The sequence below is a fragment of the Paracoccus aestuariivivens genome, from assembly GCF_009711225.1.
GTDB classification, from domain to species: domain Bacteria; phylum Pseudomonadota; class Alphaproteobacteria; order Rhodobacterales; family Rhodobacteraceae; genus Paracoccus; species Paracoccus aestuariivivens.
This window is the reverse complement of the sequence record NZ_WMIE01000017.1, coordinates 14,450-27,919: the sequence shown is the minus strand read 5'-3', so window position 1 is coordinate 27,919 and position 13,470 is coordinate 14,450. Positions and strand designations below refer to the sequence as shown.

General features: G+C 63.7%; 14 protein-coding genes and 1 pseudogene. 7 read left to right on the top strand and 8 right to left on the bottom strand.

Annotated features, from left to right (window positions below; translation table 11 throughout):
* The first annotated feature begins 38 nt into the window (after positions 1–38).
* Together GL286_RS17865 and GL286_RS17860 are read left to right on the top strand one after the other, a co-directional pair.
* Positions 39–1,844, top strand: a complete 1,806-nt coding sequence (locus GL286_RS17865; protein WP_211596409.1) for a site-specific integrase — start codon at positions 39–41, stop codon at positions 1,842–1,844.
* Positions 1,845–1,854: 10 nt separating this feature from the next.
* A complete protein-coding gene (locus tag GL286_RS17860; RefSeq protein ID WP_155096935.1) occupies positions 1,855–2,316 on the top strand; it encodes a hypothetical protein in 462 nt (153 codons plus the stop codon).
* Between the two features lie 522 nt (positions 2,317–2,838).
* Here GL286_RS17860 and GL286_RS17855 read toward each other — a convergent pair.
* The 6 genes from GL286_RS17855 to GL286_RS17830 form a co-directional block, all read right to left on the bottom strand.
* On the bottom strand, positions 2,839–3,270 hold the full coding sequence (locus GL286_RS17855) for an EamA family transporter (RefSeq protein WP_155096934.1): 432 nt from the start codon (positions 3,268–3,270) through the stop codon (positions 2,839–2,841).
* A gap of 30 nt (positions 3,271–3,300) precedes the next feature.
* Positions 3,301–4,566: a histidine kinase dimerization/phospho-acceptor domain-containing protein gene (locus GL286_RS17850; RefSeq protein ID WP_170295282.1), complete on the bottom strand. Its 1,266-nt coding sequence runs from the start codon at positions 4,564–4,566 to the stop codon at positions 3,301–3,303.
* A 63-nt stretch (positions 4,567–4,629) separates the two neighbouring features.
* Positions 4,630–5,391, bottom strand: a complete 762-nt coding sequence (locus tag GL286_RS17845) for a glycosyltransferase family 2 protein (RefSeq protein WP_155096932.1) — start codon at positions 5,389–5,391, stop codon at positions 4,630–4,632.
* Positions 5,388–6,947, bottom strand: a complete 1,560-nt coding sequence (locus GL286_RS17840) for an ArnT family glycosyltransferase (protein WP_155096931.1) — start codon at positions 6,945–6,947, stop codon at positions 5,388–5,390. Before GL286_RS17840 ends, GL286_RS17845 begins: the two co-directional genes overlap by 4 nt.
* The gene (locus GL286_RS17835; RefSeq protein ID WP_155096930.1) at positions 6,944–7,222 is read right to left on the bottom strand and encodes a lipid-A-disaccharide synthase N-terminal domain-containing protein; all 279 of its coding nucleotides are present in this window, start codon (positions 7,220–7,222) and stop codon (positions 6,944–6,946) included. The genes GL286_RS17840 and GL286_RS17835 overlap by 4 nt, the downstream gene beginning before the upstream one ends.
* Before the next feature lie 108 nt (positions 7,223–7,330).
* Positions 7,331–7,987, bottom strand: a complete 657-nt coding sequence (locus GL286_RS17830; RefSeq protein ID WP_155096929.1) for a response regulator — start codon at positions 7,985–7,987, stop codon at positions 7,331–7,333.
* Between the two features lie 61 nt (positions 7,988–8,048).
* On the opposite strand from GL286_RS17830, the gene GL286_RS17825 reads away from it, so the two are divergent.
* From GL286_RS17825 to GL286_RS17810, 4 genes and pseudogenes are all read left to right on the top strand, one after another.
* Complete coding sequence (locus tag GL286_RS17825; protein ID WP_155096928.1) at positions 8,049–8,633, top strand: tyrosine-protein phosphatase; 585 nt, start codon at positions 8,049–8,051, stop codon at positions 8,631–8,633.
* 583 nt (positions 8,634–9,216) lie between these two features.
* Positions 9,217–10,098 (top strand): annotated as a pseudogene (locus GL286_RS17820) (ParB/RepB/Spo0J family partition protein); the annotation flags it as partial.
* A gap of 114 nt (positions 10,099–10,212) precedes the next feature.
* Positions 10,213–10,698, top strand: coding sequence for a chromosome partitioning protein ParB (locus GL286_RS17815; RefSeq protein ID WP_155096926.1), 486 nt, complete (start codon positions 10,213–10,215; stop codon positions 10,696–10,698).
* 249 nt (positions 10,699–10,947) lie between these two features.
* Positions 10,948–11,208: a WGR domain-containing protein gene (locus GL286_RS17810; protein WP_155096925.1), complete on the top strand. Its 261-nt coding sequence runs from the start codon at positions 10,948–10,950 to the stop codon at positions 11,206–11,208.
* 96 nt (positions 11,209–11,304) lie between these two features.
* Here the strand turns inward: GL286_RS17810 and GL286_RS17805 are convergent, their stop codons facing one another.
* Entirely contained in the window at positions 11,305–11,553 is a 249-nt protein-coding gene (locus GL286_RS17805) for a hypothetical protein (protein ID WP_155096924.1), read from the bottom strand.
* A 647-nt stretch (positions 11,554–12,200) separates the two neighbouring features.
* On the opposite strand from GL286_RS17805, the gene GL286_RS17800 reads away from it, so the two are divergent.
* Positions 12,201–13,091, top strand: a complete 891-nt coding sequence (locus GL286_RS17800) for an ArdC family protein (protein WP_155096923.1) — start codon at positions 12,201–12,203, stop codon at positions 13,089–13,091.
* Between the two features lie 217 nt (positions 13,092–13,308).
* Here GL286_RS17800 and GL286_RS17795 read toward each other — a convergent pair whose 3' ends face one another.
* Positions 13,309–13,467 (bottom strand): hypothetical protein, encoded by a 159-nt coding sequence (locus tag GL286_RS17795; protein ID WP_155096922.1) that lies wholly within the window; start codon positions 13,465–13,467, stop codon positions 13,309–13,311.
* Positions 13,468–13,470: the final 3 nt, after the last annotated feature.

Here is a 13,470-nt window from a genome sequence, read left to right as displayed (position 1 = left end):
TCCAGGCGCGGCCGGCCCTTCGGATATCAGCGCGTTCGATGTGGTCGGATCAGGTCTGGCACCTCGAGGGCGTTCGTCCCGGCGGAAACCGGAGCGACTTCTCGCTTGACTGGGGCTTTGCCCTCGCTGACAGCAGCCGCTTCAGTGATCCGCAATGGGCTGATTGGCGAGAAGCGGCGAAACTGTTTCTTTGGAGCCTGAAGCTGGACCCTCCTCCAGGCCGGCGTCATGTTCAAGATTCGACGATCGCCAAAGACTTCAAAATGCTGCGGAAGCTGATCTGCTGGATGGCGGCACAGAAATACCATAGCTTCGCGGACCTCAATCGTGATGGTTGCGACCGGTTCATGGCGGCGACGGCGCAGCGTCCGGGTCGCAAGCCGGGCGAGACGTTGAAGAGCACGACGTTGCGCAACTATACCAGTTTGCTGGCGTGCCTGTATCTCCAGGGCGCGAAGTTCCCGGAAGTGACGATCGACGATCCGTTCCCGGGGGGCGCACCGTCCTTCGTGCGGCATGATCGCGGCTGGCTGCCCTATACACCCGATGCGGTCGCGGTGCCGTTAGTCTCGGCCGCGCTGCGGCTGATCGGGGAGCCGGCGGATGACATCATTGCTTTGCAGGCGATAGCGCAGGCCAAGTATGACGACGCCCTTGCCAAGGGGATCAGCCAGACGAAAGCCGGCTTTTTCGTCACCGATGCAATCGCGCCGTTCGTTTTCTCGGCGCTGCCCGGAGAGGAAGCTCCCTGGCATGAAGCGCCAGTCACCAGCACCAAGCAGGTGCGTTATCTTGCCGACCGCATCTACGACGCCTGCTTTGTCGTGATCGCTTATCTGGTCGGCGCCCGGGTGTCGGAGATCCTTGGCCTTCAGGTCGGCTGCATCGAGCATCACCCTTCCGGCGATGGTGGCGAAACCTTCGCTTATCTCGTCGGCCAGATCTATAAGACGGCGCGCGGCATGGATGGCGAAGCCCATCGCTGGATTGCGCCAGTGCCGGTCGAGCGGGCAATCGCGGTGATGGATAGGCTGACCGCTCGCTTGCGAGCGCAAAGCGGGCGGTCCGAGCTTTTTTTGGTGATGGCCAGCACGGGCCTGGTCGGTCCTGCCCCCCGCATCGACCTGCCTGTCCTCACAACCGTCCTACGGCGAATGAATAACTTGTTCGCACCGTTCATCGGGCTGCCGGACCATGAAGGTGAGCGCTGGCATCTGAACACCCATCAAGGCCGCAAGACCTTCGCGCGCTTTGTCGGCAAACGGGACCGTACCGGCCTGCATGCGCTTCAGGCGCACTTCGGGCATGTGACCCGGGCCATGACCGATCGTGGCTATGTCGGAACCGCCTTCGCGCTCGACGATCTCATCGACCGGCATGCCCAGGAGGAAACCCGAGCCGCCCTGGAAGAAATGCTGACGGCAACGTCTCTCGGAGGTAAAGGTGGTCACATGATCGCCGCTCGCTCGCAGTTTCGCGGACGCACCCGCGATGGCGATGTCCAGACCTATGTCCGTTTTCTGATGGAAGAGACCGACCTCCGGCTCGGTGTTTGCGACTGGGGCTATTGCGTCTATCGCGTCGAAACGGCTGCCTGTCTAGGTCACGAGCGGGGGCCGAACCCCGTGCTGAGAACTGAAAGCACCTGTGTCACCTGCGCCAACTTTGCCGTCACCGCCAAGCACAGGCCGGTCTGGCACGCACGTCGCGATCGCAATGCCGCCCTCCTCGATCAAGCAGGTCTAGACCCAATTAGCCGGAGGCTTGCCGAAACACGGATTACAGAATGCGACCGCATTCTCAGCGAACTCGATCATGAAAAGGATGGTCGCAATGGTGCCTAAATCCAGAGAAATGCCGACGCTGACGCCGCACGAAAAGCGCCTGCACAACACAAACCTCAGGCTGCGGGAGGCTCTAGAGCGCCTTGTGAAGGGGATTCCCACACATCCGGACCTGCAAAAGCGATCCTACCGTCTGACCGTTGCGGCGCTCGCCCGAGAGGCGCGTGTTGGCCGCAACGCCATCTACACCAATCATCGCTCGATCATCGAGGATCTGCACCGCGCCAGCGAGCGTAAGATCATCCCCGAAAAGCTGGCAGTCTGGGAAGACAAACTCGCCCAACAGCACGCCCTGATCCAGGTCATGCAGATCGAGGAGCGGCGCATGGTGACGGAAAATGCCGTCCTGCTGAAGCGCATTCTCGAAGCCGAAAAGGAGGTTGAACGCCAGAAGCGTCATAACGCTCGCATGATCGCCGAACGTGATCGCGCAGTGAAGCCCGTGCCCCTGCCGCAAGGGCAGAAATCCTGATGAAGGCTGCGATTACCAGAGAAGATTCGATGAACGTCGAAAGAAGTTGCCCTGACCCGCGCCGTGATCATTCTGCACAACATGATCCGCAGTAAGCTCGCCCCCTCCGATCCGGATTGCTTCACTGTGCGTGCCGATGTTTATAGGAGAGAGCGTCGCGCAGCCGAACCTTCCGCAGACGCTGTGGCATGGGCCGATCGGCGCAAAGAGCCCTTCGCCGACACTCGTCCAGGCAACGGCGTAGGCCTGCCTTCGCAAATGCGGCGAAGAAAGGCTACTCCATAGCGGCCATCCAGCCGTGACGAACGCTGCTCTGCATAAACTCCTGAAGCGGCCTCGCAGACGCCTTGAAGCTAGAATTTCATAAGCTTGGCCAAGGCCAACCCATTGCAGACAATCGTGCAGCACGCGGTATCGCTCGCTATTTGGAATTGCAGTGTGATGAGCGGACAAAGGCGACCGTCGCGCCCATTGCACAACAATTCGACGAACACTTGAGGCGTCTAGGTATCGCCTATGACCTCAGCGGAGAACGACAAGCACTGCGCCCAAACCGATCATCACAACGCCGACCCATGCCGTCATCGACAATCGCTCGCCAAGAAAGACCGCAGCGATGATCGCCACCAGAACGACGCTCAGCTTATCGACTGGTGCGACCTGAGCCGCATTCCCCAGTTTCAATGCTCGGAAATAGCAGATCCACGATGCCCCAGTGGCCAGGCCGGAGAGGATCAGGAACAGCCATGTCTTGCCGGAGATCTGGTATGGGTCCATCCAATGCCCTGTCGCGAAGACCATGACGCCCGCCGCGACCAGAATCACGATCGTGCGGATGAACGTCGCGAAGTCGGAGTTTACGTTCTCAATGCCGACCTTGGCAAAAATCGCAGTCAGGGCCGCAAAGCTTGCGGAAAGCAAGGCCCATATTTGCCAACTGTCTAACATCTTCATGTTTTCTCCAGTCTGTTGTGTTCAATAGGGTCAGGTCTTTGAACAATCGAACCTGACCTCGGCCAGAAACCCGTCGAGCTTGCCCGGCGCGGGCGAGGTCAGGTGCAACGCGGCATCGGCATTGCGGGCAATGGTCTCGACAATGGCAAGGCCAAGGCCCGAGCCCAGATTCTGGCTGCCCGCACGTTCAAAGCGCCGGGTCAGCTTGGCCAATGCTTCGGGGGCGACAGGCGGCCCGGAGTTTTCCACGACCAGTGACGACGCGGACAGGCGCACGGTCGCGGGTGATGTGCCATGGACCAAAGCGTTCTCGATCAGGTTGCGGGCAAGAACGGCGAAGGCGTCGATATCCATGGCGATCGGCGCGGGCGCGTCGGGCAGCTCCAACCGCACCCGCCCGTCGAAATCCGAGGCCAGCAGGCGCAGCACCGGGACCATGTCATGCAGCCCGTGATCGTGGCCCGACATGCCCTCGGCGCGGGCCAGATCCAGCAGCTTCTCCGACAGCCGCGACAGGCGGCGCAGCGAGGTGGCGATGCCTTCGGCGCGGCTGCGGCTCTCAGCGTCCTTGGTTTCGGCGATCAGGCGCTGGGTCTGGGCCAAGGTGGCGGCGATGGGGGTGCGCAGCTCATGTGCTGCATTCGAGGAAAAATCCCGCTCGGCAGTCAGGGCCATGTCCAGCTGTGCCATCAATTGATCGACCGCCTTCTGGATCGGCTCCAACTCGGCGGGCAGGTCGTTCAACCCCAGCGAGCGCAGATCGCGGGCATCGCGCCCGGCCACTTCGCGCGACAGAACCTCGACGGGCGCAAGGCGGCGGCGGGTGAACCAGCTGACGCCCAGAAAGGCCAGCGGCAGCAGCAGGATTGAGGGCAGAAGCATCCCCGCCAACGTCTCGCGCGCGGCGGCTCCGCGTTCCTCAAGCGGGGCCGCGACTTGCAACAGCCCGCCACCCTCGGTCTTGATCGTCAGAACCCGCATGTCGCCGGCGTCGGAAAACCCCTCGTCGCGATGGCTCGCGAACAGCGCATCATCGGCATTGCGCGAGCGGAACAGCACCTGCCCCTCAGGGCCGGTCATCCGGGCTACCAGATCGCTGCGCCGGGGCGTGCCACCCGGGATGCCCTCGATCGCCAATAGCCGGTCGGCGGTGCGGCCAAGGGCGGCGTCATAGACCTCGTCGATCTCGCGGCGCAGGATAGCCCAGCCGACGAGCAACGCGATCAGCCATGTCAGGGCGATGCCCGCGCCGAAACCAAGGGCAAGATCGCGGCGCAGGCTGCGGGGGCGGGACATGGGGACTCCATCGCTGGGCCCCTTCATTGAGGCCGGATTCCGCGCCACGTCCAGCCGCAATTTCTATTCGCGGCCCAGCAGAAGGGGTTCGCTGGCCGGGCTTTCCGTCCGCACCGGGCGGGGCCGGCCGCTGCGCCGGATCAGCCATGCCGCGCCCAGCAGATCGACCGCTCCAACCAGCGCGCGTTGCAGGTTCGAATAGTTCGACCGGCCGGAAAGGCGCGCGCGATGACTGACGGGGGCGACCAGCACCTCCCAGCCGTCGCGTCGCATCATCGCCGGGGTGAAGCGGTGGATATGGTCAAAGAAGGGCATGGCCAGCCATGCCTCGCGCCGGAACAGCTTCAACCCGCAGCCGGAATCGGCGACCCCGTCCTGCAGCACCGAGTTGCGCAAACCATTGGCCAGTCGCGAGGCGATGCGCTTGCTGGCCGTGTCGCAGCGGCCCAGGCGCTGGCCCTGCACCAGCCCGACCTTTGCTGCGGGCGCGATGGCGAGGGCCGCGATCAGCACCGGGATCTGGTCGGGCGGGTTCTGCCCGTCGCCGTCCAAAGTTGCGATCCAGTCATACCGCGCCGCCGAGACGCCGCTGCGGATCGCCGCCGACTGCCCGCAGCACCGCGCATGGCGGATCAGGCGCAGGCGCGGCTCAACCGCGGCCAGTTCCAGCACCCGCGCGGCAGTGGCGTCCTGCGAGCCGTCATCGACGATGATGACCTCGACCTCGCGCCCCGGCAGGGAGGCGAAGCATTCGGCAATCAGCCCGGCAATCGCGCCTTCCTCGTTATGGCAGGGAATGACGACGGAGAGAGAAGTGACGCTCATTTGCATGCCTCGTTGTTTTGTTGGTCTTGGTCGGGGGAAAGCCACAGCCCATAGGTCTGGCTGCGGAAGGTGATGATGTCCGAGGGCGCGGGCTCTTGCGGCGCGCGTGCGGTGGGCATGACAAGGATGCGCGCGGGGCATTCGGCCAGCCATGCAAGCCCGGCCTCGGGCGCGTCGAACAGCTTCACAGGGTTGCGAAGGCGTCCGGCATAGTTGAACTCGCCCGCGTAATTGCCGCCGACCAGACCCACGCCCGCCGCGTCATGCACTGCAAGGCGGTGACCCAGACTGCCGGCGTCATAGATCTCGGTCATGCGGCCCAGAAACAGGACCGAAAGCGACAAGATGATCGCGCTGCTGGCAAGGGCGGCAAGCGGCCCGCCACGCCAGACCAGCAGCGCGGCGGTCAGGGCAAGCGCGGTCGCCAGAAGCGCGGGCGCAAGCGGCTGGGCCGCCACGCCCCATTCCTTGGGGCCAAAGCCAAGGATGATTGCACCCAGCAGCAGGGCCAAAGCCATAGGCACCAGCGCCGCCACCCCCAGCGGCAGGCGTGGCAAAGCCAGCGCCGGGGCAAAAGCGATGGCCACGGCGGGAAGCATCGGCAGCAGGTAATGCGCTTGTTTACCGCTGATCAGGCTGAAGATCGCGAAAGTTGCAAAGGTCCAGACCGCCAGAGGCCCCGGCAGTCGTGCCGCGCGCCAGCTGGCAAGGGACCAACCCCAAGGCCAGATCAGCAGCGGAGCCATCGCAAGGAAGAACCAGATCGGCTTTTGATGCGCAAAGGAATCGACCATGCGTCCCGCGCTTTGCGTCCACAGGACGGCGGTGCGGTATTCCGACCCGCCTGCGATCAGCGCAGGACCCAGCCAAAGCAGGACGATGCCAAGACCCGTCAGCAGTCCCAACGCCAGCCCCTTGCTGGCTTGGCGCCAGCCGATCCCGGCCCAAAGCGGCGTGGTCAGCGCCACGGGCAGCAGATGGATCAGGATGACCGGCCCCTTGGCCAAAGCGCCAAGCGCCAGCGCCGCGCCCCATCCCAGCCATGCCGCCCGCCCGCGCGTGGCGACCCCGGTCAGCGCGGTGACGCCCAGCACCGTGGCCAGCACCTGCATCGCGTCGAACATGGTCAGCCCGGCGAAGAAGCTGAAGCCCAGCATTCCCGACAGCACCAGCGCGGCATGGCCGCCGATTTCGGGCGCGTCCGGCACTAGCCGGCGCGCCAGTCGCGCCGTCGCCCAGATCGAGGCCAGCCCGAAAGCCGGCGCGACCAGCCGCGCCGCGATCTCGGAGGGACCGGTGACCAGCCAGATCAGGTTGATCAGCCAGAACAGCAAAGGCGGCTTGTGGCTATAGGGCAGCCCGTTCAGATGCGGGACGAGCCAGTCGCCGGACAGCCGCATCTCCCATGCGACAGTCAGGTAGCGGGTCTCGTCGATGGGCATGGCCGGGCGCAGCAGGACGCCCAGCACCGAAAGCCCCGCAAACAGGAGCATCGCCAGCGCAAGCGGAGGAACTACCAGCGTGTCGCGGCGGATCTGCGAGATCTGGTCGCTCATGCGGTGGCCTTGGTTGCGGTTTCGGCCCGGATCAGGCGCAGATTGCGCAGATAGACGACCAGCCCCGAGGCCTGTCCAATGATGAACACCGGATCGCGCCGCGCCACCGCATAGGCCAGCAGCGTGACCCCGCCCGCAAGACTAAGCCACCAAAAGGCCAAGGGGATGACGCTGCGGCCCTGCCTTTCGCTGGTGATCCACTGGACCAGAAATCGGGCGCTGAACAGCATCTGGCCTAAAAACCCGATGCCAAGCCAAAGGTTGGATGTGGTCATGTTCCCGTCCATGCAGTTCCGCTCCGGTTGCCGTTGGTGCGGCCCGGATCATCGTTTCTGCGGCGGGGTTAGACGGCGAAGCTGAAGCGAAGCTGAACGCCGGACAGGTTATTTCGGGATGCGGTATCCCAAGCCACGCTGGGTCTGGATGCTGTCGCGGCCCAGCTTGCGGCGCAACCGGCTGACATAGACCTCGACCGTGTTGCTCTCGACGCCTTCCTCGAAGCTGTAAAGCCGGTCCTCGATCTCGGGGCGCGAGACATAGCGCCCGGCATTGCGCAGTAGCGTCTCAAGCACGATCCATTCGCGGCGGCCCAGATCGACCGGCCCCTCTGGCCGGGTTACCTGTCGCGCGGCCAGATCGACGCGGAACGCGCCAAGCGCGATCAGCGGATTGGGGTTGCCGTTATAGCGTCGGGCGACGGCCCCGATCCGGGCCGAAAGTTCGGACAGATCAAAGGGTTTGACCAGATAATCATCGGCCCCGGCATTCAGCCCCTCGATCCGGTCCGAGATCCGGTCCATCGCGGTCAGGATGATCACCGGGGTCGTCGCCCCGCGCCCGCGCAAGGCGCGCAGAAAGGGGATCCCGCGCCCATCGGGCAGCATCAGGTCCAGCAGGATCAGGTCGTAATCGACGGTGGCGGTGCAGGCCTCGGCATCGGCCAGCTCACGCACCCAATCGGCCAGATGACCGTCGGCGACGATCTGTTCGCGGACGGCGGGACCCAGCCCCGCATCATCCTCAATTAGCAGGATCCGCATGATCACCCCTTTTGTGACCGCCGTTCAGCTTGCCTTCAGCTTCGCGCTTCAAGGACGCGGCATGACAGAATCATCCGCCCCTCCCCGCCCTTTTCGCCCTTTCCTTTTCATCGCCGCAATCCTTGTCCTGCAAGCCATCATTCTTGCCGTGGTCTGGGCCATGCATCTGCAGGCCAGCGGAAATTTTCACGAGGTCATCAAGGGAGAGCTTTATCGCTCGGCCCAGCCTGACGGGGTGCAACTGGCGGATTGGGCGCAAAAGCACGGCTTTCGCAGCGTGCTGAACCTGCGCGGGGCCTCGGACGGGGCGTGGTATGCCGAAGAAATCGCGACCTCGCAACGGCTGGGGCTGGAGCATGCCGATTTCGGCATGAGCGCCGGAAAACCCCTGTCGCAGGATCGCGCGGATCAGCTGATCGCCCTGATGCAGCGCCTGACGAAGCCGCTGCTGATCCATTGCAAACAGGGCGCGGACCGGACCGGGCTAGCCAGTGCGCTATATCTGGCGGCACGCGGTGCGGGCGAGGATGAGGCCGAGGGCCAGATCTCGTTCCGCTATGGCCATGTCGGCCTGCCGCTGACTGCCGCATGGCCGATGGATCAAAGCTGGGAGGCGCTGGAGCCCTCGCTGGGCTTTGAAAGCTGAACCGGAGGGGCCGTCATACTAGGAACTGACCGAACGGTCGCTTCTTCAGGTTAGGGCGGTCGCTGTGCCGCACCGCCATCAGGCCGTTACTCGCCCAGCGGATCACTCATGTCGCCGATGGGAGCCGCCCGCATGCTGCACCTGCGAACGGCAGCAATGTCCGGTCCGCTGACCTTGCCGCTCCCCCGGCGAGAGGGGCCGTGTCGGCCTTCTCAGCGAAACCAGGTCCGTTCACCCATCTCCGATGCAGGGATGATCGCCAACCGCCGAGCGACAGTCACCGTGGCCGTGGCAAAACCTCGACGGTGTGCGGCACACCTTATCAAACCGTTCAGCTCCGTTGGGCGGACCGCAAGTACTACCCGAAAACCTGCATTCTCGACGACATCAACAAAGGCGATCGCCAAGGACATGTGCATATCAAAGGGTGGCTATCGCTTTCGCCGAAAAAAAGTAACTGACCGCCTCTGCGAGCTTCGAATCCAAAAATACACGCGAGTCGCGGCTCATGGCGAAAAAGCATAGAATATCAGCGTTATTCGGTTAAAAGGACACTTGACGCATAACCTAAGATCTCCACCCGGCGGACGAGATCCGCGCCTATGGCAAAATGGCGCAAAGCGGCGCACCAGTTTCCAGCATCGCCCGCGCCTTTGCCGTTAGCGAAAAACATGTCCAGCGCCGCCTTGCTTTGGCGGGATTGCCGGAAGCGGTGCTTGCCGCCCTGGCCGCCAATGAGATCAGCCTCGGCATGGCGGCGGCCTTCACCATCAGCAGGGATGAGGCGCGCAGCCTCGAGGTGCTGGACCTCTGCAAGAGCCGGGATTGGTCAGAGCATCAGATCAGAAAGGCGCTGAAACCCGAGGCGGTGAAGTCGAGCGACCGACGCGCCTGTTTTGTCGGGCTTGAGGCCTATCAAGCCGCCGGAGGACGCCTCAGTCGCGATCTATTTGCCGAGGATGTCCTGCTCGATGATCCCGAGATCCTCGATGCGGTCTTTGCCGAGGCGCTGGCCGCGCTTGCCGAGTCCTATCGGGACGAGGGCTGGAAATGGGTCGAAACCAGCTTCGAGAACTATATCGGTTACTACCAGATTGAGGAGAGGAAATTCGCGCGGCTTTACAAGCAGGAGGGTGCGCTTTCGGAAGATGAGACCGCGCGTCTTGATGAACTCACCGAACTGGACGTGGCCGAGGCGCTGGATGCGGCAGGCCGCGAGGAACTAGCCGCGCTGCAAGCCATCCTCGAAGGCAGCTATAGCGCAGCGCAGAAGGTGCATTCAGGCCTGATCCTCTATGTAGATCCGCGCGGCGCGGCGCAGATTTGCGCCGGGCTGGTCCGCAAGGAAGACAAGCCAGCAGCCATTGCCGCCGGGCTTTTGACCGCTTCGCAGCACGAGCGCGACGAGACCCCGAAATCGCCGATCTCGCAGAAGCTGCGCGAGGATCTCGACCGGGTCGCGTAAGGCGCAAGGCAGCATGCGGTCCTGCGTGATCCGGATCTGCTCCTCGACCTCTTGGCCTTCCAACTCAGCCATGCGCTGCATTGGCAAAAGCCTTTCGGGATTTCTCCGGGCGAAGTGCCGAACTGGCCAACGACCGGGACCGAGGGCTATGCGCTCGATCCGCGGCTCTCGGAAAGCGCTGCCCGTGACATGCAGGGCAAGGATCTCGCCAAGAGCTTCCGCGCCTTTCGCCAAAAGGGCGGCGGGCATATCCGGGGCGAACTCACGCGTTTTCTCGCCGCGCAATATCAGGGTGGAGATGCCAAGCTTGCCGCGCTGATCGAGAAGGAGGTGCAGCCCCGAACCCGCGAGATCTGGACCCCCAATGCCGCGAATTTCCTCTCGCGCGTCTCAGGCCCCTACCTTTCGCAAATCTGGCGCGAGCTCTTGGATCTTGCGGAAGATGCGCCGAGCGCCACGGCATTCGACAAGCTCAAAAAATCCGAGAAGGCGGCGCAGTTGGAAAGCCTCTTTTCTGATGCCACCACGCGCGAGGCGCTTGGGGTCACCGAGGAACAGGCGAGCCGCATCGCCAATTGGCTGCCTGAAGGCATGTCCTGAAACCGCGGCGGGGCAGAGCGCCCCGCCATGTCTTTCCTGGTTCGGCGGCGCGTAGGCGCCACCGCGATCAGGAAGGTTGGAACCTGGCTTCGTGGTGAAGCGCGCCTTGGCCCCGCATCTTGCGGGGCCATTTTTTTAGTGCGCGGCTTGCGCTTACCCCGCACCCAAAATGTAAGGGAAGGATTTCAGACCCTTGGCGAGAAATGCCTGCTGCTGCTATTCTGGCCCTACGAGGGGAGCAGGATCCAGATGCGCGATCTTGAAGATCAGATCGATGTGTTTCCGCGCGAGATGGTGCTGCGGCGGATCGATCCTGACCGCAATATGTGGCGCTTCTATCGCCTCTCGGTCGAGCCTGATCTCTTCGGTGGTGCCAGCCTGGTGCGGGAATGGGGCCGCATCGGCAGGCCGGGACAGCATCTGAGCGAGCCGCATGCGGATGAGGGCCAGGCCATCAATGCTCTGCTGCGACTGGCCGCCGCCAAGCGCAGGCGCGGCTATCAGGCCTGAACACCGCGCGGTTGGTGCTGACGTGGTCGCAGGCGCAGGGCAAACCGCGCGCGGCCCATCCCATCAGGAAGGCTTAACCGCCCCTGCAGGTCTGGCTCAGGCTTCGACTTTCAGTTTTGCCAAGGCTTCGGTGATCTGAACCGGATCCTGCGGCAGATCCACGCCGAAGAGCTTGGCGGCGAGCTGGCGCAGAAGCACGATCTCGGTGGCCATCACTGAGGCCACCTTGCCCTGCAGATTGGCGAGATCGGGGCCATGCAGCGCGGCATCGAGTTCGCTCAGCGCGCGGGCAGCGCTGGTGATGCCGGTGAGGATGTCGGCGCGGGTCTGGCTGTCGAGTGGCAACGCTTGGCTTCCTTTCTTTAGTCTCTGGGGGCGGCAAATAGTCGCGCAAGGGCAGGGTGACCATGACGCTAGGTAAGCTTCGGCGGTTTATCGCGGCAAGTTTTCGTTGAAACCGGCGGAGAATTGCCCCGTGCGTCGCGGTCTCGGCGACCAGTGACCAGAGAAGACCATGAGAGGCGTCGATTTCTGCGTAACCTAACGAAGGCCTGCCGCATTGGCGGCGGAAGCGATCGGATGATCCTTTCATGATCGAATGAGGTCCGCGCCAGAGGCGCGGCCCGAGCCGGGAAATTGTCGGTGCGGCGGATCGACCGGGCAGGGCCCGTCTCACCGCCGAACCGCGGTCTTTTCCAATCCTGATCTGTCCGCCTCGCATCCCCGGCGCGGTCGGATCAATGGGCAAGCGCCGCGCGGTCGCGCGTCGTCGCGCGACCGGGCCGTGTCCTCGGCGCAAGCGCCTGCGGGCCGCACCACCCCGGTTCCGCGACCCATGACCGCCCGCGCCGGGGCCACGGGCAGGGCTTTGCCCTTCCCGCTCTGCCCTCCGGAAAACACGGGGGTTTTCCAGAGACCAGACGGAAAGGCTCCGCCCAAAGCGGACGAGGGGGCGAGAGCTCTGAGGCCGCGACAGCATTGGAGGGCCGAACATGGCATTCGATCTTTATCAGCAGGTGACCGACAGCATCATTGCCAGCCTCGAGGCGGGCAGCCCGGCATGGCGCAAGCCCTGGACCGGCGAGGGCAGGGCAGCGCAGATGCCCCTGCGCGCCAATGGCGAGGCCTATCGCGGCATCAATGTGCTGATGCTTTGGCTGGCCGCATCGGCGCAAGGCTATGGCAGCGCCTATTGGTTCACCTATAAGCAGGCCGAGGCCGTAGGCGGTCAGGTCCGCAAGGGCGAGAAAAGCGCTTCCGTGGTCAAATATGGCACCCTCGCGCGGGAAGATGAAGACAGCGGAGCCGAGAAGCGCATCCCCTATTTGAAGAGCTACCGCGTCTTCAATGCCGATCAGATCGACGGCTTGCCCGAGGAGTTTTACGCTGCAGCCGCTGAGCCGGTCCGCGATCTTGGTACAAAACCCGATCCACGCCTTGAGGCTTTCTTCGCGGCGACCGGGGCGGAGATCCGCGTGAGTGACGAGCCGCAGGCCTATTACGATGCGCAGGCGGATTACATCCATATGCCGCCGATCTCGAGTTTTTATGACGCAGCCGGGTTTTATGGGACCCTTGCCCATGAAGGAATCCACTGGTCTGGCCACGGCTCGCGTCTCGACCGGCTCAGCCGCTTTGCCGAGCGCAAGGCCTATGCCTTCGAGGAACTGATTGCGGAGATTGGCAATTGCATGCTCTGCGCCCAGCTCGGCCTGACCCCGGATTTTGGTCAATCGGCGGCTTACCTTGAAGGCTGGTTGCGCGCACTTCAGGATGACAGGCGGCTGATCTTCAAGGCCGCGACCGAGGCGCAGAAGGCGGCAGATTTCCTGCTGGCCTGCGCCGGAGAGGCCAAGCCGGTCGAACCAAGCGAGGCCGCCTAGCGGCCCGCGAGCTCCCACCGATTTACAGCCCGTCGCGTCCAGCGGCGGGCCTCTGGAGGGAAGCGGAAAATGCGGTCGAGCCGGATTTGCTCCTGTGAGACCCGCGCCGGGCTCTAGACGAGCCGATCGCGGTCAATAACCCGCTGGGGTAGACTTCGGGGACCTCGCGTGTTCGCGCCCGATCAAAGGCGTCACTCGGTTAGGCTGCCACTTGTCGTTACAGTAGCTGATCGTGTTGGCGCACCGCGCGGCAGGCCGCCGTCCGGCCGTCCTGGCATGACGCACGCAGTTCCGACGGGGTTTTGCCTTTGACCGATCCACCGGATGAGCAGGCGCTTATCGCCATGATGACGAGGACGAGGCTGTATTTGGTCATGAG